20 protein-coding genes are annotated in these 20837 nt (G+C 65.1%); 17 read left to right on the top strand and 3 right to left on the bottom strand.

The features are described from left to right. Nucleotides 1-2: 2 nt before the first annotated feature. On the bottom strand, nucleotides 3-944 hold the full coding sequence (locus tag ASE52_RS22235) for a triacylglycerol lipase (RefSeq protein ID WP_057229267.1): 942 nt from the start codon (nucleotides 942-944) through the stop codon (nucleotides 3-5). Between the two features lie 164 nt (nucleotides 945-1108). On the opposite strand from ASE52_RS22235, the gene ASE52_RS22230 reads away from it, so the two are divergent. From ASE52_RS22230 to fabB, 9 genes are all read left to right on the top strand, one after another. Further along, nucleotides 1109-1591, top strand: coding sequence for an Lrp/AsnC family transcriptional regulator (locus ASE52_RS22230; RefSeq protein WP_010462660.1), 483 nt, complete (start codon nucleotides 1109-1111; stop codon nucleotides 1589-1591). 219 nt (nucleotides 1592-1810) lie between these two features. Continuing rightward, nucleotides 1811-2680: an ABC transporter ATP-binding protein gene (locus ASE52_RS22225; RefSeq protein WP_057229265.1), complete on the top strand. Its 870-nt coding sequence runs from the start codon at nucleotides 1811-1813 to the stop codon at nucleotides 2678-2680. Continuing rightward, nucleotides 2677-3528, top strand: coding sequence for a hypothetical protein (locus ASE52_RS22220; RefSeq protein ID WP_010462656.1), 852 nt, complete (start codon nucleotides 2677-2679; stop codon nucleotides 3526-3528). The genes ASE52_RS22225 and ASE52_RS22220 overlap by 4 nt, the downstream gene beginning before the upstream one ends. Next, the gene (locus ASE52_RS22215; protein WP_057229263.1) at nucleotides 3528-4400 is read left to right on the top strand and encodes a hypothetical protein; all 873 of its coding nucleotides are present in this window, start codon (nucleotides 3528-3530) and stop codon (nucleotides 4398-4400) included. The genes ASE52_RS22220 and ASE52_RS22215 overlap by 1 nt, the downstream gene beginning before the upstream one ends. 313 nt (nucleotides 4401-4713) lie before the next feature. Further along, nucleotides 4714-5451, top strand: coding sequence for a GNAT family N-acetyltransferase (locus ASE52_RS22210; RefSeq protein WP_010462653.1), 738 nt, complete (start codon nucleotides 4714-4716; stop codon nucleotides 5449-5451). A 384-nt stretch (nucleotides 5452-5835) separates the two neighbouring features. Beyond that, the gene (locus ASE52_RS22205; RefSeq protein WP_010462651.1) at nucleotides 5836-6720 is read left to right on the top strand and encodes a CBS domain-containing protein; all 885 of its coding nucleotides are present in this window, start codon (nucleotides 5836-5838) and stop codon (nucleotides 6718-6720) included. Next, nucleotides 6720-8339 (top strand): apolipoprotein N-acyltransferase, encoded by a 1620-nt coding sequence (gene lnt / locus ASE52_RS22200; protein WP_057229262.1) that lies wholly within the window; start codon nucleotides 6720-6722, stop codon nucleotides 8337-8339. The genes ASE52_RS22205 and lnt overlap by 1 nt, the downstream gene beginning before the upstream one ends. A gap of 160 nt (nucleotides 8340-8499) precedes the next feature. Further along, nucleotides 8500-9021, top strand: a complete 522-nt coding sequence (gene fabA, locus ASE52_RS22195; protein WP_008907199.1) for a 3-hydroxyacyl-[acyl-carrier-protein] dehydratase FabA — start codon at nucleotides 8500-8502, stop codon at nucleotides 9019-9021. Then, entirely contained in the window at nucleotides 9018-10241 is a 1224-nt protein-coding gene (gene fabB / locus ASE52_RS22190; protein WP_057229260.1) for a beta-ketoacyl-ACP synthase I, read from the top strand. The genes fabA and fabB overlap by 4 nt, the downstream gene beginning before the upstream one ends. Nucleotides 10242-10401: 160 nt before the next feature. Here the strand turns inward: fabB and ASE52_RS22185 are convergent, their stop codons facing one another. Beyond that, entirely contained in the window at nucleotides 10402-11319 is a 918-nt protein-coding gene (locus ASE52_RS22185; RefSeq protein ID WP_010462640.1) for a LysR family transcriptional regulator, read from the bottom strand. A 211-nt stretch (nucleotides 11320-11530) separates the two neighbouring features. Between ASE52_RS22185 and ASE52_RS22180 the strand changes: the two genes are divergently transcribed. From ASE52_RS22180 to ASE52_RS22150, 7 genes are all read left to right on the top strand, one after another. Beyond that, nucleotides 11531-12607, top strand: coding sequence for an asparaginase (locus ASE52_RS22180; RefSeq protein WP_010462639.1), 1077 nt, complete (start codon nucleotides 11531-11533; stop codon nucleotides 12605-12607). Nucleotides 12608-13061: 454 nt separating this feature from the next. After that, on the top strand, nucleotides 13062-13967 hold the full coding sequence (glyQ, locus tag ASE52_RS22175; RefSeq protein ID WP_010462637.1) for a glycine--tRNA ligase subunit alpha: 906 nt from the start codon (nucleotides 13062-13064) through the stop codon (nucleotides 13965-13967). An 11-nt stretch (nucleotides 13968-13978) separates the two neighbouring features. Beyond that, the gene (glyS, locus tag ASE52_RS22170; protein WP_057229258.1) at nucleotides 13979-16120 is read left to right on the top strand and encodes a glycine--tRNA ligase subunit beta; all 2142 of its coding nucleotides are present in this window, start codon (nucleotides 13979-13981) and stop codon (nucleotides 16118-16120) included. A 52-nt stretch (nucleotides 16121-16172) separates the two neighbouring features. Further along, the gene (gene gmhB, locus ASE52_RS22165; protein WP_057229256.1) at nucleotides 16173-16784 is read left to right on the top strand and encodes a D-glycero-beta-D-manno-heptose 1,7-bisphosphate 7-phosphatase; all 612 of its coding nucleotides are present in this window, start codon (nucleotides 16173-16175) and stop codon (nucleotides 16782-16784) included. Nucleotides 16785-16849: 65 nt separating this feature from the next. Beyond that, nucleotides 16850-17635 (top strand): lysophospholipid acyltransferase family protein, encoded by a 786-nt coding sequence (locus tag ASE52_RS22160; protein ID WP_029413983.1) that lies wholly within the window; start codon nucleotides 16850-16852, stop codon nucleotides 17633-17635. 10 nt (nucleotides 17636-17645) lie between these two features. Then, nucleotides 17646-18620 carry a SprT family zinc-dependent metalloprotease gene (locus ASE52_RS22155; RefSeq protein ID WP_057229254.1) on the top strand — a complete coding sequence of 325 codons (975 nt, stop codon included), beginning with the start codon at nucleotides 17646-17648 and terminating at the stop codon, nucleotides 18618-18620. 13 nt (nucleotides 18621-18633) lie between these two features. Further along, a complete protein-coding gene (locus tag ASE52_RS22150) occupies nucleotides 18634-19050 on the top strand; it encodes a rhodanese-like domain-containing protein (protein WP_010462627.1) in 417 nt (138 codons plus the stop codon). A 222-nt stretch (nucleotides 19051-19272) separates the two neighbouring features. Here ASE52_RS22150 and lysM read toward each other — a convergent pair whose 3' ends face one another. Next, the gene (gene lysM, locus ASE52_RS22145; RefSeq protein ID WP_010462625.1) at nucleotides 19273-19758 is read right to left on the bottom strand and encodes a peptidoglycan-binding protein LysM; all 486 of its coding nucleotides are present in this window, start codon (nucleotides 19756-19758) and stop codon (nucleotides 19273-19275) included. A gap of 180 nt (nucleotides 19759-19938) precedes the next feature. On the opposite strand from lysM, the gene ASE52_RS22140 reads away from it, so the two are divergent. After that, entirely contained in the window at nucleotides 19939-20706 is a 768-nt protein-coding gene (locus ASE52_RS22140; protein ID WP_057229252.1) for a type III pantothenate kinase, read from the top strand. Nucleotides 20707-20837 lie beyond the last annotated feature (131 nt).

The raw sequence follows: 20837 nt of genomic DNA, 5'->3' as shown, positions 1-20837 counted from the left end.
GCTTACAGGCCCTGTGCCTTGAGGCGGTTGGCGTGCTGGCGGTACAGCGTCACCGGGTCTGTCGAGAACCAGTCGCGCAGGCCCAGCAACTGGTTCACTTCATCGAGGTGGTTCTGGCGGTAGTCGCCCAGGTGTTTTCCCAGGCGGGAGGAGCAGGCCGACACCAGGCCATCGTTGGCTTCGCCGAACACCAGGCCCAGCACGCCCAGCAGCGCGTCGCTTGCATCCAGCACGTTGGTCAGGGTCTTGGTGCCCGTCCAGGAGTAGTAGCGCACGCCGTTGACGAGTTCTGCGCCACTGCCGCAGCCCGAGGTGGGCACGCCTTGTGGAAAGCGGCGGTTGAAAGCGGCGGAGCCGGCCGTGGTGAGCGAGTCCAGCGCTGCGGTGGGCATCTGTGGCAGGCCCGAGCCGCCCGAGGTCAGGTTGATCAGCGCGACCAGCGCCGATGCGGCCCCGCTGGCGATGGTTTCGGAGACCGAACCTGCGGGCGCCACGCCGCGCATGATGTCGGCCACCCGCGATCCACGGTTGACCCCGCCGACCGAGGTCACCGAGGCGATCTTGCCCGGTGCCACCCCGGCGACATAGCGCGCCGTGGGCCCACCGTGCGAGTGGCCCACCAGATTCACCTTGGCCGCGCCCGTGATGGCCAGGATGGTGTTCACCTGCGCGAGCAGTTGTTCGCCCCGGACCTCGGTGCTGTTGGCGGCCGACACCTGGGCCACGTAGACCTTCGCGCCGCCCTGGCGCAGGGCGTCGGGGATGCCGTAGAAGTAGTCGACGCCCAGGGCCGAATCAAACCCGAAGAGTCCATGTACGAGCACGATGGGGTAGCGGGTCTGGGTGGTGCCCGTCTGGGCCTGCGCGCTGGCGCCGACGAGCAGCAATGCGGCGGTCGCGGCCAGAAAAAATCGCCTCGACAAGCGGCTGAGAAATCCGGTCATGCAGTTGTCTCCATAAATATGTTTTTTTGTGCCCACAAAAAAGAACGACCGTTCGTTTTTGCAGGGTTTATTCTTCTTTTCTTCGTGCGGAGTCACTATCGGGACATACCCCAGCCTGCAATTCAAAAAGCGCAAAAAATAAAAACTTCATAAAATCTTGCGCCATGCAAGCTTTAAACGCACTCGACAAGCTGGACAGGGCCATCCTGCGCCGCCTGCAAGAAAATGGCCGTGAGACGTACGACGTCATCGGAGAGCAGGTGGGCCTGTCGCCCAGTGCGGTGTTGCGCCGCGTCAAGCGCCTGGAAGAGAGCGGCGTGATCGACCGGTACGTTGCATTGGTGCCCCCCGAGGCCGTGGGCCTGGGGCTGACCGCCTACCTCAATGTCCGCCTCGAAAAACACACCGAAAGCCACAAGCGCAACCCCATGGACCTGTTCCGTGCCAGCGTGCAAACCTGGCCCGAAGTGGTGGAGTGCGCATCGCTCACGGGCGAAATGGACTACCTCCTGCGTGTGGTGGTGGCCGACATGGCGCACTACAGCCGGTTCATCATGGACACGCTGCTCAAGCACCCCAGCGTGCAGGACTGCAAGACCAGTTTTGTGCTGGATCGTGTGAAGGCGACCACGGCGGTGCCTGTGTGACAATCCGCGCGCCCTCGATGGTGGGGGAGAACCTGTTCAAGGTCTTTTCGGGGATCGCATTGGAGTGCAATCGGAATGAGTGGATGCTTCGGATGCGCCGCATGGGCTCATGCCCATGCAAGCAGCGGGGCGTCCAATCGCCCGATTTCACGCCAACCCTTCGGGCAAGGTACTTGTGCAACCCCGAAAATATCTTGAACAGGTTCTTACGGATTGTTCATGATCGCCATCGATAACCTGCAATTCGGCTACGGCCGCCATGCGCTTTACCAAGGCTTTGGTGCGCGGATCGATCAGCCCGGCATCTACGGTCTTTTCGGGCGCAATGGCAGTGGCAAGTCCACCTTGCTCAAGCTGATCTGTGGCCTGCTCACTCCCTGGGCCGGGCAGGTGCAGGTGTTGGGGCAGGTTCCGCGCCAACGTGCGCCGCAGCTGCTGGCGTCCATCTGCATCGTGCCGGAAGAGTTCCACCTGCCCAATCTGACCCCCGGTCAACTGGCCGCCACACAAGGGGTGTTTTACCCTCGGTTTTCTGCACAGCGGTTTGGCGAATACCTGGCAGAGCTGGAGGTCCCTAGCGCGAGCCGCTTCGAGGCCATGAGCCTGGGCCAGAAAAAGAAGGCCGCCATTGCCTTCGCGCTGGCCACCGGCACGCCGCTGCTGCTGATGGACGAGCCCACCAACGGGCTGGACATCGTGGGGCGGGGCCAGTTTCGGCAGCTGATGCAGCGGCCCGAGCATGCCGATCGGGTGGTGCTCATCAGCACCCACCAAGCGCACGACCTGGAGAGCATCCTGAGCCACATCTGGTTCATCGACCAGGGCAGGCTGGCCTTGTCGGCTCGCATGGAGGATCTGGCGCAGTGGTTGCACATGGGGGTTGCCCGCAGTGCCCAGGAGCTGGATTCCATTCGTGGCATCGTTTTCCAGGAGTCCATTGGGGCCCACACGGCCTACGTGGCGGCACGCGGGGCAGAAAGCCCGGGCCCTCAAGGCGCCATGCAGCTGGAGCTTTTGTACAAGGCGCTCAGCCTGGGCCGCGACGCTTTGCTCGCAGTGCTTCCTGCGGATGTGAAGGAGGCTGCATGACAGCGTCCGCAAAATCGGCGGTCGGAAAAGCCCCGGACCAGGGCACCTCCGCCTTCTTCAGCGCACCGCGTTTCTTGCGGCTGGCGCGGGCACATTGGGCCGAGCAGCGCAGGCAGTATCTGGGCCATCTGCTGGTCGTGGGCATTCTTTATGTGGTGGTCTTGTTGTTCATGCTCGCGCTCTCGTCGGGGCGCGAGTTTCAGACCTGGACACAGCAGCTGTTCTATTTTTGGGGCCTGCTTCTCACGGGTTTTGTGTTTGCTGCCCGCTATTTCGACGCGATGACGCGGCGTGAGTCCGCACTGCTGATGCTCATGCGCCCCGCATCCGTGTTCGAGAAATGGCTGCTGTGCGTGCTGGTGGTGGGCGTGCTGTACCCGCTGGGCTACAGCGTGCTGTATCTGGCGATCTCGTGGCCCGTCCAGCACATCGTGCTGGCCATTGGCGCGCTGTACCCGCCGACAGGGGGCTTTAGCGCCGCGGACCACGCGCTGTTTCTGCCGCTGTGGCCCTCCGACGGGGCTTCGGCTGCGCTGCTGGCGCGCCAGCAGATGGGCTGGTTCATTGGTCTGTGGGCCTTGCAGGCCCTGGCAGTCGCGGGCTCGTTGTACTTTCAGCGTGCGGCCATGCTCAAGACATTGGCCCTGGGCTTTGTGCTTTTCCTGGCAACGCTCCTGATCGCCGCCCTGGCAGGAGCCAGCGATGCGGTGCTTTTTGCGTGGTGGCTTCGCAGGCCGGTGACCTCGCCCGCGAGCGTGCAGATCCTCAACGGCGTGCTGTGGCTGGGTTTGCCCACGCTGCTGTGGCTGCAAGCCTATCTCCACCTCCGTGACAAGGAGCTGCACTGATGGGCTATTGGTTGCAAATCCATGTGCAGCGCCAAAAAGGTGTGTGGCTTTTCGCGCTGGTGCTTGTGGGATTCTGGGCGCTGGTGGCCTTGAGCGGCTGGAGCCGGCTCAAGCCCTCCTCGACCGCCGAGCGGGTGCAGTTGATTCGTGCGGCAGACCTGGTGGGGGTGACGCGCCTGCGCCTGGAGGAAGACGGAGAGGCCGGGGGCTACCGGCCTGACGTTTCGGTGCGGGTGGGGTTCGCCTCGGATGTCAGCATCCACCCCCGCGTATCCGATCGGGATACAGCGCCTGACGCCCCCGAGCCCGCCCGATGGATCACCGCCTTTCGCGAAGGAGAGACGCTGGTGCTGCGGGCCCGTGCGCCGCGCGCAGAGGCCAGGCAGGGCCATCGGGCCCTGGCATGGATTCAAAAAATCGAATTGCCCGCGCATTTCCGACACCTGCAGATCGAGCGGGCCTCCATCGAGGTCCGGGAGCCTGTGGAGAGCCTGGCAATTCTGGGCGAACAGATTACGGTGGCAGGCTTTGTGAGGGAACTGGATCTGCGCTCGTCCCTGTGCGGCCCCAGCGAGCACCGGAACGGGCCGCGCGAGGAGGGCCTGGAGGTTCAAGCCGAGAACATGCGGGCCGTGCGCGTGCAGGCGCACACCGGCCGGGTGCGCCTGCAACGGTCCGAAGGGTTGCAGCGCCTGGAACTGCGGCTGGGCGACACCGTGGCACTGTCGCTGGACCGCGTGGCAGCGCTCGATCTGCCTCCCGGGCGTGCGGCCTTGGTGGGTGCCATGGACGCAAAGGCTTGTGCAGACACGGCAGCCATGGCCAGCCCACCGGGCGCGTCCCGCCCCCTGGAGCTGGTTGCCGCCCCCTAACGCCGCCCGGTTGCCTCGTTTTTCAGCTTGTTGCCAAGGCGCCATCGCTATACCCTGGGCACAGAGGGTGGGGATGGGGGCGCCTCTTCCCGGATAGGTCTGGGCCATGCCCCGGGTGCCCCGCAAAAAAGTCGCGGAAGCGACCACGTTCCCCGTGGAGTGGCGGGCTTTGTTATCAAAATGGTAGCTAAAAATCGTTTTCAGATAAGCGCTGGAAGCTGTTTTCTTTCATATTGGATGCCACCCTCTTATTTTGCTGCAACGCAGCAAATTGGACTGGAAATAATGAGGGAAAACCCTTATATTTGTAGCCATGATCGCAACGAAAGACTGGCTCAAGGCTTCCTGGTATGCAGGCAGGGATCTGCTGCGCCCCGTCACAGGTGGCCCGTCTGGCCATGAAATTCGCGTCAAGAAGGAGGTGCCCGTGATGGTCCCCATTCGCGCTTTGGGCCCTTCCTACCGGGAGCGGATCACCCAGCATTTGCTCCAACTGGAGCCCGCAGACCGTTACCTGCGTTTTGGCTATGCCGCCAACGATGAGCAGATCCGCCGCTATGCCGAGCAGCTCGACTTCAATCGTGACGAGATCTTTGGCATCTACAACCGCCGCCTCGAACTCATCGCGATGGCGCACCTGGCTTTCTCGGAGCACCCTGAGTACAAACATTGCGCCGAATTCGGTGTGTCCGTGCTCAAGCAGGCGCGCGGGCGAGGCTTCGGGGCACGCCTTTTCGAGCGGGCCGTGATGCATGCGCGCAATGAAGGCGTGAACATGGTCTTTATCCATGCGCTCTCCGAAAACACCGCGATGCTCAAAATTGCCCGCAAGGCCGGAGCCACCGTGCGCCGTGATGGCTCGGAGTCCGAGGCCTACCTCCAGATCGAGCCAGCCAGCCTGGACACACGCATGGCCGAGATCGTGGAACAGCAGTTTGCCGAGGTGGACTACCAGCTCAAGAAGCAGGCCAAGCAGTTCTGGGACTTCCTGGCCGGTGTGCAGGAAGTGCGCAGTGGCGTGCAGCACGCGCGCCACCAGTCGGCCGAATAATCCATCCATCCCCACGCTCGCGGTGTGCGGGCTGCGGGGATTGCGTAGCGGGCCGTCACAACTATCCGCTATCCTAGGGGCTTGATTCACTACCGCACGTCCTGCACCAAAGAGCGTGTTACGCACTTTTTCGTACCCACGTTGGGCCCTGAGGCCAGTGATCGCGAGGCGCGGGCCGCTGCCAAGGCCGGGCGCCTTGGCAAGGTCAGCAACGATGCGAGCGCTGGCCTCAGGGCCCAACCCTTTGGGAAAGCCGGGGAAAGGCCCGGCCACGTTGTTGCAGCACGCTTGCGGTATCCATACCGCTGCACGTACTGCGCCTAGTTGCCGGGCCTTTCCCCGGCTTTCGTGGGCACGAAAAAGTGCATAACACGCTCTCAAACAGTGTCTGACCCGCACCCTGCGCACCCCGGGCGCTTGCCCGAGAGGGAAGACAAGCGCACCTTCCTGCAGAAAGTGGCCGAGTTCATCCATCCGGGGCCGGACTCCACGGAAGAACTCATCGAAACCCTGGCCGAAGCCGAAGACAACCAGGTCATTGGGGCCGAGTCGCGCGTGATGCTCGAGCGCGTCATCCGCATGGCCGACATGACAGCGGGCGACGTGATGGTGGCTGCACCCCGCATGGACCTCGTCAACATCGATGCACCGTTTGACGAGATGCTGCACCTTGTCATCAACACCGCGCACTCGCGGTTTCCGGTGTACCAGGGCGAGCGCGAGAACATCATCGGCATCCTCATGGCCAAGGACCTGCTCAAGCTGCAGCGGGCGCCCGAGCTGAACATCCGCGCCCTGCTGCGCCCCGCCGTCTTCGTGCCCGAAAGCAAGGGCCTGAATGACCTGTTGCGCGAATTCCGCGGCAACCGCAACCACCTGGCCATCGTGATCGACGAGTTTGGCCGCGTGGCCGGGCTCATCACCATTGAAGATGTGCTCGAACAGATCGTGGGCGAGATCGAGGACGAGTTCGACATCCCCGAGGACGATGGCGACATCTTTGGCCTGGCCGACCGCACCTACCGCGTGAGCGGCGACACCTCGGTGGAGCGGGTTTGCGAGGCATTTGATGTGCTGGTTCAGGGCAGCGACCCCGACGAAACCTTCGAAACCATCGGCGGCCTGATTGCCCACGAAATGGGCCATGTGCCCAAGCGCGGCGAGCACCTGCAGTTGGGCGGCCTGCACTTCGTCGTGCTGCACACCAAGGGCGGCGCCGTGCGCTGGTTCAAGGTGTCGCGGATCGAAGAAGCCAGCGCCAGCGACTGATGGCCCGCGCTTCCTCGACGCCGGGGCTGCCACTGGCCCTGCAGGCGCTGCTGGCCGTGGCTGCCGGCGTTGCGCAGGCAGCCTCGCTGGCCTGGCCCTGGGGCGGCGAACCCCTGTGGTGGCTGCAGATCGCATCCATGGCGGTGCTGGCCTGGCTGGTGCGCCCACGTGCCACGGTGTCGGTCCCTTGGCAGCGCGGCCTAGTCATCGGGGGCTTGTTTGCCACGGCCTGGCTCGCCGGGACCTTCTGGTGGCTGTTCATCTCCATGCACTCCTACGGCGGGCTGGCCGCTCCCTTGGCCGTGGCCGCGGTGCTGGGGCTGGCCGCGTTCCTCGCCAGCTACTACGCGGCGATGGTGGGGCTTTTTTGCCGCCTGACGCTCACCAATAGGGTGCTAACAGCTATCATTTTTGGAGCGTTCTGGCTCCTGGCCGAGCTGGCGCGCGGCATCTGGTGGACGGGGTTCCCCTGGGGAGCTGGTGGTTATGCCCATGTTGACGGGCCGCTGGCGGCGCTGGCGCGCTACGTCGGCGTTTACGGCATCGGGGCCGTGGCTGCGGTGCTGGCGATGGGCGCGGTGCAGATCCGGCGGGCCGACTTCCTTGGCTGGCGCCTGTGGGTGCTGCTGCTGGCACTGGGGGCGGTGCTGTCTCTGGCTACGGTAGACCGCCTTTGCGCCATCCATCTTTGCCACACCCCCATGCAGCGCCCGGCGCCTCCCCTGAGCCTGGAACTGCTGCAAGGCAATATCCCGCAGGACGAGAAATTCCAGTCGGGCAGCGGCGTGCCACTGGCACTGAAGTGGTATGCCGAAGCGCTGCGCGACGCCAAGGCCGACCTGGTGGTGGCGCCCGAAACCGCCATCCCGCTGCTGCCCCAGCAGCTCATTCCGGGCTACCTGGAGGGCATCCAGCAGCGTTATGCACAGGGCCCGCAGGCCGCGCTGCTGGGCATTCCGCTGGGCAACGAAGCGCTGGGCTACACCAACTCGGTGCTAGGCCTGAGCCCCGCCACCCAGGCCACCCCCTACCGCTACGACAAGCACCACCTGGTGCCGTTTGGCGAGTTCATTCCGCCGTTCTTCAAGTGGTTCACGGCCATGATGAATATCCCGCTGGGGGACTTCAACCGGGGCCTGGTGGGGCAACCCTCCTTTGCCTGGGCGGGCCAGCGCATTGCGCCCAATATTTGTTACGAAGACCTTTTTGGGGAAGAGCTGGGGGCGCGTTTCATCGACCCGGCGCAGGCGCCCACGGTGTTTGTCAACTTCAGCAACATCGGCTGGTTTGGCGACACCGTGGCCATTGACCAGCACCTGCACATCAGCCGCATGCGTACCCTGGAGTTCGAGCGCCCCATGGTGCGCGCGACCAATACCGGCGCCACGGCCATCATCGACCACCGGGGTGTGGTGACGCAGCAACTGGCCCGCTACACGCGGGGCGTGCTCAAGGGCGAGGTGCAGGGCCGGGGGCTGGATGCGCAAAGTGGCTGGCACATCACGCCGTATGCGTGGTGGGTGTCGCGCTGGGGGCTGGTGCCCCTGTGGATTTTCGGGGGGGTGGCCCTGTTTTTTGCCCTGGTGGCAAGGAGGCTGCAGACACTGCGCGGAAATTGATCCAGGTCATGCGCCGCCGGGGTGTCCCGGCGCCTTGCCGGGCCAAAACCGGGATGTGTCTTTCTCTGCCTTGATAATGGAGCCCCACAAGCGGGGGCTTGTGTTGACATACAACGATGATTTGAAGCGGGCCCACCGCTGTTCTGGAGCACGACTGAAGATGGCTGATTCCTTTTCCTACGAACAACTGATCGCCTCGGGCGAGGGCCGGCTGTTCGGCGCTGACAGCGGGCGCCTGCCGCTGCCGCCCATGCTGATGTTTGACCGCATCACGCACATCGACAGCGATGGTGGCGCGCACGGGCTGGGAAAGATCCGCGCCGAGCTGGACGTCAAGCCCGATCTCTGGTTCTTTGCCTGCCACTTCCAGGGCGACCCGGTCATGCCCGGTTGCCTGGGGCTGGACGCCATGTGGCAGCTGATCGGCTTTTACCTGACCTGGCTGCAGCTGCCAGGGCGTGGCCGGGCGCTGGGTGCGGGCGAGGTCAAGTTCACGGGCGAAGTGGGCCCCGATGTGAAACTGGTCACCTACGAAATCGACATCAAGCGTGTCATCAAGCGCAAGCTGGTCATGGCCATTGGCGATGCCCGCCTGCTGGCCGATGGCAAGGAAATCTATGTAGCCAATGACTTGCGCGTGGGCTTGTTCAAGCGCGAGGAAGACGGCAAGGACGCAGCATGAGCACCAAGAAGCGCGTAGTCATCACCGGCGCGGGCATCGTCTCGTGCATTGGCAACGACCTGGCCACCGTGGAAGCCTCACTGCGTGAAGGCAAAAGCGGCATCAAGGCCGTCGAAAAATTCACCGAGCTGGGCCTGCGCAGCCAGGTGGGTGGCGCGCCCGAGATCGACATCGAGACGCGCATCGACCGCAAGCAACTGCGCTTCATGGGCGATGCGGCCGCGTATGCGCAGATCGCGCTCGAAGACGCCATTGCCCAGGCAGGCCTTGCGCCCGAACAGGTGAGCCATCCGCGCACCGGCCTCATCATGGGTTCGGGTGGGGGCTCTCCCGCCAACCAGATCGAAGCAGCCGACACCCTGCGCGAAAAGGGCATTCGCCGCGTCGGCCCCTACCAGGTCACGCGCTGCATGAGCTCCACCGTGTCCGCGTGCCTGGCCACCAACTTCAAGGTCAAGGGGATCAATTACTCCATCACCTCGGCCTGCTCCACCTCGGCCCACTGCATCGGTGTGGCCGCACAGCAGATTGCCTGGGGCATGCAGGATGTGATGTTTGCGGGTGGTGGCGAAGAATTGAGCTGGGGTATGTCGCTGCTGTTTGACGGCATGGGCGCCATGTCCAGCAAATACAACGCCACGCCCGAGAAGGCCTCGCGCGCCTACGACGCGAACCGCGACGGTTTTGTGATCGCGGGTGGCGGCGGCGCCGTGGTGCTGGAAAGCCTCGAACACGCCCAGGCGCGCGGCGCCACCATCCTGGCCGAAGTGGTGGGCTTTGGCGCCACCAGCGATGGCGAGGACATGGTGGCCCCTTCGGGCGACGGTGCCATTGCGTGCATGCAGCAGGCCATGGAAGGGCTCGACGCCCCCATCGACTACATCAACACCCACGGCACCTCCACGCCGGTGGGCGACATGCAGGAAGTGCGCGCCATGCGTGCCCTGTTTGGCGACAAGGTGCCTCCTTTCTCGTCCACCAAGTCGCTCACTGGCCACTCGCTGGGTGCGACGGGTGTGCAAGAGGCGATCTACTGCGTGATCATGCTCAACAAGGGCTTCATCGCCGGTTCTGCCAATGTGGAGACGCCCGACCCGGCACTGGGCGATATGCCCCTGGTCACCCAGACGCGCGACGCGCAGCTGACCACCGTGCTGTCCAACAGCTTCGGTTTTGGTGGCACCAACGCCAGCCTGGTGCTGCGCCGCTGGAACGACTGACCGCAGCCTTCCCACACCAAACGGCCTGCCTGTCTCCGGACAGGCAGGCCGTTTTCACGTGGGACTTGCGCAAATTGGGATGTGGCACCAGCCTCGCCCTGGGGCGAACCGCTGGCCTGAGCCCTGTTTTGCACCAGTCATGTCATGGGCTACCGGGCCGTCAGCGCCGTGCGGGCTTGGGGTTGGGTTGCAGGGCTTCGTGCAGCAGGGTGGGCAGCATGGCCAGCATGCGCGTGGCCTGCAGGCCCGGCGGCAAGGCCCGTGCGTGGTAGCTGTACAGCGACATGGGCGCCAGCTCGTGCAGCTCCTGCGCCACCATTTGCGCGGGGTCGAGTCCCTTGGCAGTGAGGAAGTCCACGACCGTCCAGCCCATGCCCCGGCGTACCAGCTCCAGCGCCAAGCGCGAGGTCTGCACCTGAATCCCTGGTCCGGCGGGCGATCCCAGCCGTTGCGCAATCTCATCAATGGCCTGGCGCATGGGGTCGTCGCCCACCAGGCGGATCACGGGCACTTGCGCCAGCCGCGCCCCCGGGGTGGCGGCGCGGGGCGCGCGGGCCCACACGCTGGTCGCCACCGCCAGATACAGCCTGCCGCTGACCAGCAGGTCGCTGGCAATCTGGGGGTGGGGGTGTTTGTAGAAGCCCAGGCAGAAGTCCACGCTGCGCGTGAGCAGTGCCTGTGTCATCTGGTCCTGGTGGATGGTGCGCACTTCCACGCCCACCTGCGGGTGCTGCTCGGCGTGGTGCTGCAGCAGGCGCGGCAGAAATTCGTGGGTGATCGATGGGATGGCGCCCAGGCGCACATCGCCCGAATCGCTGGTGGCCAGGTTGCGGGCAGTGCGTTTGAGCGCGTCCAGCTGCCGGTAGATGCCGGTGGATTCGGCCGCCAGCACCTGGGCCTCGGGTGTGGGTGTCAGGCCCGAAGGCGTGCGGTTGAACAGCCGGTAGCCCAGCTGCAGCTCGGTGTGCGCAATCGCCTTGCTGACCGCCGAAGGCGTGATGCACAGCAGGCGCGCCGCTGCACTCATGTTGCCGGTCTGCAGCACGGCCTGAAAAACTTCCAGTTGCCGCAGGTTCATTTCGGCGCTGCTCCGGGGTGCTTGCCTGTGTGGCCTAAAAACGGGGGCCGGGCGGAGGCGTCTGGGGTGTGAGTGAAATTCATAAGGGTGGGTCAATTATTCCGCATGACTGTGTTCTGCTTTCTCATAGGATGCGGCACCGCTTCGACGGCGGGGTTTGCACAGAGCGGCGCAACGCGCGCTGCCAACCCAAAAATCAGGAGACATCTTCATGCGCATTTCCTCTTCCCCCACCGCCAGCCGCTGGCTCGCGGGCCTGCTGCTGTCGGCTGCGTCGGCCGTGGCCATGGCCCAGGCTGCCAAGCCCAATGTGGTCGTGCTGGCCACTGGCGGCACCATTGCCGGTGCGGGCGCCTCGGCCGCCAACAGCGCCACCTATGCCGCCGCCAAGGTGCCGGTCGACAAGCTGCTGGCAGGCCTGCCGGAGCTGGCCAGTGTGGCCAAGGTGTCCGGCGAGCAAGTGTTCCAGATCGCCTCCGAGAGCTTCACCAACGAGCACCTGCTGCGCCTTGGCCAGCGTGTCTCGGCCCTGGCCAAGCAGGCCGATGTGGACGGCATCGTGATCACCCACGGCACCGACACGCTCGAAGAAACCGCCTACTTCCTGAACCTCGTTGTGCGCACGACCAAGCCCATCGTGGTTGTTGGCTCCATGCGCCCTGGCACGGCCTTGTCGGCCGACGGCGCGCTGAACCTGTACGACGCCGTGAGCGTGGCCGCCAGCAAGGACGCTGTCGGCAAGGGTGTGCTCGTCACGATGAACGACGAGATCCAGAGCGGCCGCGACGTGAGCAAGACCATCAACATCAAGACCGAGGCCTTCAAGAGCCAATGGGGCCCGCTGGGCATGGTGGTGGAAGGCAAGAACTACTGGTTCCGCGCGCCCGTCAAGCGCCACACCGCCCAGTCCGAGTTCAACATCGACGACATCAAGGCCCTGCCTGCGGTGGACATTGTCTATGGCTACGGCAACATGAACACCACGGGCATCGAAGCCTATGGCAAGGCGGGCGTGAAGGCGCTGATCCACGCCGGCACGGGCAACGGCTCGGTGGCTGCGCAGGCGGTGGATTCGCTCAAGGCGCTGCGTGCGGCTGGTGTGCAGATCGTGCGCTCGGCCCGCGTGCCCGACGGTTTTGTGCTGCGCAATGCCGAGCAGCCTGACGACAAGTACGACTGGGTGGTTGCCCACGACCTGCGCCCCCAAAAGGCGCGCATCCTGGCCATGGTGGCCCTTACCAAGACCAATGACAGCAAAGAACTGCAACGGATCTTCTGGGAGTATTGAGCCCCCCTGAGTCGCCTTCGGCGCCTTCCCCCCGAGGGGGGACGCACCCGGTGGCCTGGCAGAGCCAGTTCCACGGGTGCACCGGCTTGAAGGCATGCCCTCTGGAAGCGCCATAGGTGATGAACCGCGCAGCGAATATTTGAAACGAGACTTGGCGCACAACACGTGCGCCGACGGGCTGCCCGCAAAGGTGGTCACTGGTACGCACCGGCTTATAGCCCGCGTGACTGGTTGGGAAGGCTGGGGCTCCAAAAGGGCTCCGGCCTTTTTTCATGGGAGGGCGGATGCTGCTTGTTTGTCGAGCCCCAGCCGCAGCGCCGTAAAATGACCGGTTGCGCGCGCGACGCCCGCGCTTGCAACCGTTGTTGGCTGCAGGCAGTGGGCCTGGCACACGCACCGCCTTTTCTTTTCTCCCTTACTTGCCCGGCCCTGGCTTGCCAGCGCCACAGACGCCATGTTGACATTCCAGCAAATCATTCTGAAGCTGCAGTCCTACTGGGACGCGCAGGGTTGCGCCCTCTTGCAACCCTATGACATGGAAGTGGGCGCTGGCACCTCGCACACCGCCACCTTCCTGCGCGCCATCGGCCCCGAGCCCTGGAAGGCCGCCTACGTGCAGCCCAGCCGCCGCCCCAAGGACGGCCGCTATGGCGAGAACCCCAACCGGCTGCAGCACTACTACCAGTACCAGGTGGTTTTGAAGCCCGCGCCGGCCAATATCCTGGAGCTGTACCTGGGCTCGCTCGAAGCCCTGGGCTTCGACCTGAAAAAGAACGACATTCGCTTTGTGGAAGACGACTGGGAGAACCCCACGCTCGGCGCCTGGGGCCTGGGCTGGGAGGTGTGGCTCAACGGCATGGAAGTGACACAGTTCACCTACTTCCAGCAAGTGGGCGGCATCGACTGCAAGCCTGCCACGGGCGAGATCACCTACGGCCTGGAGCGCCTGGCGATGTACCTGCAGGGCGTGGACAACGTCTACAACCTGAAGTGGACCGATACCCTGAGCTATGGCGATGTCTACAAGCAAAACGAGGTGGAGCAGTCCACCTACAACTTCGAGCACAGCGACGCCGACTTTTTGTTCACCGCCTTCAATGCGCACGAAAAGCAGGCCAAGTACCTGATGGAGCAGCAGCTGGCGCTGCCCGCCTACGAGCAGGTGCTCAAGGCCGCGCACAGCTTCAACCTGCTGGACGCCCGCGGTGCCATCAGCGTGACCGAGCGTGCCGCGTACATCGGCCGCATCCGCAACCTGGCCCGTGCCGTGGCGCAAAGCTACTACGAAAGCCGCGAGCGCCTGGGCTTCCCCATGGCGCCGCGCGAGTGGGTGGAACAGATGACGAAGAAGGCTGCGTGAGAGAAATGACGATGACAACCCAAAACCTTCTCGTAGAACTGTTTGTCGAAGAGCTGCCGCCCAAGGCGCTGCAAAAGCTGGGCGATGCCTTTGCCACCGTGCTGGGCGACCAGCTCAAGGCGCAGGGCCTGGCCACCGCAGCGTCCGTGGTCACGCCCTTCGCCTCGCCACGCCGCCTGGCCGCGCATGTGACCGCCGTAGCCGACAAGGCCACCGACAAGGCCGTGCAGCAAAAGCTCATGCCCGTGACCGTGGGGCTCGACGCCAGCGGCAATGCCAGCCCCGCGCTGTTGAAAAAGCTGCAGGCCCTGGGCGCCGATGTGTCCGATCCGGCAGCCGCCGTCGCTGCACTGAAGCGCGCGCAGGATGGCAAGGCCGAAGCCCTGTTCTACGACAGCGTGGTGCCCGGCGCCACGCTGCAGGAAGGCCTGCAAAAAGCCTTGCTCGAAGCGCTTGCCAAGCTGCCCATCCCCAAGGTCATGAGCTACCAGCTTGAGACTGACTGCGAGCTGCCCGGCTGGAGCAGCGTGAACTTCGTGCGCCCCGCGCACGGCCTGGTCGCGCTGCACGGCAGCACCGTGGTGCCGGTGAAGGCGCTGGGCCTGTCGGCGGGCAACAGCACGCAGGGTCACCGGTTTGAAGCCGCCGTGTCGCCCGTGGTGCTGGCAGACGCCGACAGCTACGCCGCCACGCTCAAGAAGGACGGCGCCGTGATCGCCTCTTTTGCCGAGCGCAAGGCCGAGATCGCCCGCCAGTTGGCCGCCGCCGCCGCCCAGGTGGGCAACGGCGCCCGCCCCATCGAAGACGAAGCCCTGCTGGACGAAGTGACCGCGCTGGTGGAGCGCCCCAACGTGGTCATCTGCCAGTTTGAAGAGCAGTTCCTGGGTGTGCCACAAGAGTGCCTCATCCTCACGATGAAGGCCAACCAGAAGTACTTCCCATTGCTGGACGCCGCGGGCAAGTTGACCAACAAGTTCCTGGTGGTCAGCAATATCAGCCCCGAGGACACCAGCTTTGTCACCGGCGGCAACGAGCGCGTGGTGCGCCCGCGCCTGGCCGATGCGAAGTTCTTTTTCGACCAGGACCGCAAGAAGACCCTGGCCTCGCGCGTCGAGGGCCTGGGCAAAGTGGTCTACCACAACAAGCTGGGCACACAGGGCGAGCGCGTGGAGCGCGTGAGGTCAATAGCCAAAGCCATCGCCACGCAATTGGGCGACGCTGCTCTGGTCGCTGATGCCGACAAAGCCGCACAACTGGCCAAGACCGACCTCGTGACCGACATGGTGGGCGAGTTCCCCGAGCTGCAGGGCATCATGGGCGGCTACTACGCCCTGAACGACGGCCTGGGCGAGACCGTGGCGCACGCCATCGAAGACCATTACAAGCCTCGCTTCGCGGGCGACACGCTGCCGCGCAACACCGCCGGCGTGGTGGTGGCGCTGGCCGACAAGCTGGAAACCCTGGTGGGCATGTTCGGCATCGGCAACCTGCCCACCGGCGACCGCGACCCGTTCGCGCTGCGCCGCCATGCGCTGGGCGTGATCCGGATGCTGGTCGAAAAAGACCTGCCGCTCCAGCTCAACGACCTGCTGGCCGGTGCCGTGCCCGCCTTTGGCGACAAGATCACCGACGCATCGGCGCCCCTGGCCGACTTCATCTACGACCGCCTTGCCGGCAGCCTGCGCGAACAGGGCTACCGCGCGCAGGAAGTCGATGCTGTCATGGCCCTGCGCCCGCAGCGCCTGGCCCTGGTCGAAAAGCAGCTGGCGGCCGTGCGCGCCTTTGCCGCACTGCCCGAAAGCCCGGCCCTGGCCGCGGCCAACAAGCGCGTGGGCAACATCCTGAAGAAGGCCGAGGTCGAAGGCCCGGTGGATGCCCACGTCAACCCCGACCTGCTGCAGGAAAAAGCCGAGCAGGACCTCTACGCCGCGCTGCAGCGCTTCGTGCCCGAGGCCAATGCCCAGTTCGACGCGGGCGACTACACCGCCAGCCTGCAGACCCTGGCCGTGCTGCGCGCGCCGGTGGACGCGTTCTTCGACGACGTGATGGTCAACGCCGAGCAGATGGACCTGCGCCTGAACCGCCAGGGCCTGCTCAAGAGCCTGCACGAGGCCATGAACCGCGTGGCCGACCTTTCCCGCCTGGCGGTTTGACCGGTTTGCACAAGCTGCTAGGCTGGCGGTTCTCACAAGGCAAACCCCTCCTATGAAACTCGCCATTCTCGACCGCGACGGCACCCTCAACCCGCTGGCGGACGACTATGTCACCGCTGCCGACGAGTGGACCGCCGTGCCGGGTGCGCTCGAAGCCATTGCGCGGCTCAACCATGCGGGCTGGCATGTGGTGGTGGCCACCAACCAGCCGGGCCTGGGCCGGGGCTTGTTTGATGTGGTGGCGCTCAATGCCATCCACGCCAAGATGCACCGGCAGGTGGCGGCGGTGGGCGGGCGCATCGACGCCGTTTTCTATTGCCCCCACGCGGCCGATGAAGAATGTGCGTGCCGCAAGCCCGCCCCCGGCCTGCTTGAGCAGATCAGTGATCGCTATGGGGTCGAACGTGACGATGTGCAGGTGGTGGGTAGCTGCGTCGCGCACCTGCAGGCGGGCGCCGCACTGGGCGCACAACTGCACCTGGTGTGCACGGGGCAGTCGGCGCAGGTGCACCCGGGCGGCCCCCTGCCTGCGGGGGTCCCGCCGGGCACGCGGGTGTATGCCAGCCTGGGGGATTTTGTGGACCAGCTTTTGCCCGCCGTGCAGTTCGCCGCGCCACCGCTGGCTGCGACGCCCCTGCCCACGCCGGGCGGCGCCACTTCTTGATGCTATTCATTTAATAGCTGTTGGCGCTTGGTAGAAAAGCGCTGGCGGCCAAAATAACCATAAAAATGGCCTTTATCCGTTCTGTCATTCACCTTCTCTGGATGGGCATCACCGTGGTGCCCTATGCGCTGACCATCATGCTGGGCACGCTGCTGGGGGTGCGCGGCAAGCCGCTGTACCGCATCGCGCGCGCGTGGCTTTCGCTGTGCATCAGTGGTGCCCGAGTGATCCTCGGCATCCGCACCAACGTGATGGGCATGGAGAACCTGCCGCAGGGCGAGAACGCGGGGGCGGTGCTGCTGGTCAAGCACCAGTCCACGTACGAGACCTTTCTGATGCCCGCGATCATGCCCCACCCCCTGGCCTACGTGTTCAAGAAGGAGCTGCTGCGTGTACCGTTCTTCGGCTGGGCCATCGGCCGGCTGGACATGATCCACATCGACCGCGACCAGCGCACGCAGGCTTTCCACAAGGTGGTGCAGCAGGGCAAGGACCTGCTGGCCCAGGGCATCTGGATCATCATGTTCCCTGAAGGAACGCGCATCGAGCGCGGCCAAAAGGGCAACTACAAGACCGGCGGCACCCGCCTGGCTATCGACACCGGCGCACCCGTGGTGCCGATTGCCGTTACTTCGGCCAAGGTCTGGCCGCGCAAGGCCTTCATCAAGCGCCCGGGCGTGGTGGATGTGTCCATCGGCAAGCCCATTCCCAGTGCAGGCCGCAAGCCCGACGAGCTGATGCGCGAGGTGGAGGCCTGGATCGAGGCCGAGATGCGCCGCCTGGACCCTGATGCATACCCCGCCGTGGTCATCCCGCCCGCCCGGGCCACCGACGCGGCCAACGGAAAGTAAGCCCTCCGTGATGCAGCGGCTTGTGCAGTTGGCGCTCGACCTTTTCGACCCGCCCCTCTCACCGGTTGTGGCTCCGGCCGCGGCACCGGTCGTGAATGCTGCAGATTTCAAGCAAAAAATGCCACCAGCGCTGGATGGGAAAGCGCTGGTAGCTCCTAAAACGATAGTGAATCGGCCGGCGGCGCCCGCAGTGCCTCTGCCCTCGCTGCTGTCCCCCGCCGAATTTCGCCACCCGCAGGCCAGCCGCGAAGTGCTGCTGGGTGACGCCGTGGTGGCCTATGCACTGACGCGGGCACGCCGCCGCACCATCGGCTTCACCGTGGGGGCCGATGGCTTGGCGGTGCGTGCGCCCAGCTGGGTCACGCTGGGTGCGGTGGATGCTGCGCTGCGCGAGAAGTCCGACTGGATCTTGCGCAAGCTGTCGGATGCGCGCGAGCGCCAGCAGCGCCTGGAGGGCGGGCGCATCGTCTGGGCCAACGGAGCCGTGCTGCCTTATTTGGGTGAACCGCTGACGGTGGTGCTAGACCCCAGCCACGGCTTTGCGGGCAAGGGCGGGGCGCTGGTAGTGGCTGCCGAGCCGGGTGGTGCCGCCATGCCCACCCTGCAGATCGGCCTGCCCCACAGTGCCAATCCGGTGCAGATCCGCGACGCCGTGCAGGCTTGGCTGATGCGCGATGCACGGCGCCACTTCACGGCCCGGCTGGACCACTTTGCGCCGCTGCTGGGCGTGCGCTGGGCCAGCCTGCGGCTGTCGAGCGCGCAGACCCGCTGGGGCAGCGCCAAGGCCGATGGCTCCATCCGCCTGAACTGGCGCCTGCTGCACTACCGCCCGGCTGTCATCGACTACGTGGTGGCGCACGAACTGGCCCACCTGCGCGTGATGGACCACAGCCCGCGCTTTTGGGACACCGTGGCCACCGTCGTGCCCGACTATGCGCAGCTGCGCAGCCGCTTGCGTGACGAACCGGCCCCTTTGTGGGATTGAAAGGACCATGACGATGACCGAACCAACGATTTCCCCGGCTGATGGCTATGCAGGCGACATCACGCCCCAGCAGGCCTGGCAATGGGTGCAAAACGGCCAAGCCGTGCTGGTCGATGTGCGCAGCGACGCAGAGCGCGAATGGGTGGGCCAGGTGCCAGGCGCCGCCGCCGTGGCCTGGAAACAATGGCCGGGCATGGCGATGAACGCCGACTTTGATGCGCAGATGCGCGCCGCCGTCCCTGCCGGCACCCCCGCCGTGCTGCTGTGCCGCAGCGGCGTGCGCTCCATCGCCGCCGCCCGCCGCGCCACGGAACTGGGCCTGACCGCCTACAACATCCTCGAAGGCTTCGAAGGCGATGCGGATGCCCAGGGCCACCGCGGCCAACGCGGCGGCTGGCGCTTCCACGGCCTGCCGTGGAAGCAGGGCTAATGCTCCTAAAAAAATAGCTGCTAGCGCTTGTCTATCAAGCGGTAGCAGCTATTTTTATTCGAATTTTGCCTTGCGACGGCATGGGAACCGCATTCGTTGCAGTCCCTTTCCCACAGGCTTCCACGTCACCCCCGTCCCCGCCAGTGCACCCGTGGAACCGGCTACGCCGGGCCACCGGGTGCGTCCCCCTCGGGGGAAGGCGCCGAAGGCGACTCAGGGGGATCACTTAAGTGCGGGGATGCGCAGCTTCTGGCCGGGATAGATCTTGTCGGGGTGGCTCAGCATGGGCTTGTTGGCCTCGAAGATCGCAGGGTATTTGTTGGCGTCGCCGTAGAACTTCTTGGCAATGGCGCTGAGCGTGTCGCCGCGCACCACGTCGTGGTACTGGGCTTCGGGCTCAGGATTGGTCACCTCCATCAGGTTCTCGACGCTGGTCACGCTGGCCACGTTGCCGCAGCACAGGGTGACTTTTTCCTTGGCGGCCTGCGTGGGGGCCGTGCCCTTCACGGTGACTTTGCCTTCGGGGCCTTCAAAGGCCACCTGCACATTGCTGGCGCCCAGGTTCTGGGAAGCGATGTAGGTCTCGATGGCCTTGGACGCCTTGGCGTTGAGTTCATCCTGCGTGGGGGCGGCTGCCGTGGCGGCCTGTGCTTCTTTGCCGCCGAACAGCTTTTCGCCGGCTTCCTTGATGAAACTGAAAAGACCCATGTCGTACCTCCTAATGTTGCAGAAACAGGAAGGACCACTGTAGCGGCAATGGGCGGCTGCAACATGTCGGACGGGGGCGCGACACGATTTTTCACAATTTGTGGACGGCGAGGAGTAATGCGGCGGTGGGCTGTCGCCCTCGGGCAGGGGCGCATCGCAAAACTCGGGATAATCCGCCGCATGACTTTTCTGGCCATCGACGTCGGTAACACCCGTCTCAAATGGGCGTTGTACGACGCTCCCCGCCCCGGGGCTGCGCTCATTGCGCATGGCGCCGAGTTCTTGGACCACATCGACCGCCTGGCCGAAGGCAGCTGGGCGGCGCTGTCCCACCCCGAACGCATGCTGGGCTGTGTGGTGGCGGGGGATGCCGTCAAGCGCCGTGTGCAAGAGCAGATGGAGCTCTGGGACGTCGCACCTTCGTGGGTGGTGTCGTCGGCGCAGGAGGCGGGACTGACCAATGGCTACGACCACCCCTCGCGCCTGGGCTCGGACCGCTGGGTGGCCATGATCGGCGCACGCCACCGTGTGCTGGCCCAGGGGCCTGCGCGGCCTCTGGTGGTGGTGATGGTGGGCACAGCGGTCACGGTGGAGTGCATCGACGCCGAGGGACGCTTCATGGGCGGGCTCATCCTGCCGGGCCACGGCATCATGCTGCGTGCGCTCGAATCCGGCACTGCTGGCCTGCATGTACCCACGGGCGAGGTGCGCATGTTCCCCACCAACACCAGCGATGCGTTGACCAGCGGTGGCACTTACGCCATCGCGGGGGCCGTGGAGCGCATGGTGCAGCACGTGATCCAGCACTGCGGCGAGGAGCCTGCTTGCCTGATGACCGGCGGCGCGGGCTGGAAGATGGCGCCCAGCATGACGCGCCCGTTCGAGCTGGTGGACAACCTGATCTTTGACGGGCTGCTGGAGATCGCCGCGCGGCGGTTCGGGGGCTGAGGGCTGCCGCTGCAGACGGCAGCGTGTGAGAGGTGCGTGAGATCTTGCAGTAGGCATCCACTCCAGTAGGTATCCACGGGTTCTGAGCGGTCCACACCTATCCTTCGACGGCGCAGTGCCCGAAATAGCGC

It is taken from the genome of Acidovorax sp. Root275 (assembly GCF_001428965.1).
GTDB lineage: Bacteria > Pseudomonadota > Gammaproteobacteria > Burkholderiales > Burkholderiaceae_C > Acidovorax > Acidovorax radicis.
Note: the sequence above shows the minus strand (reverse complement) of the source record. Positions and strands in the feature narration are given on the sequence as shown.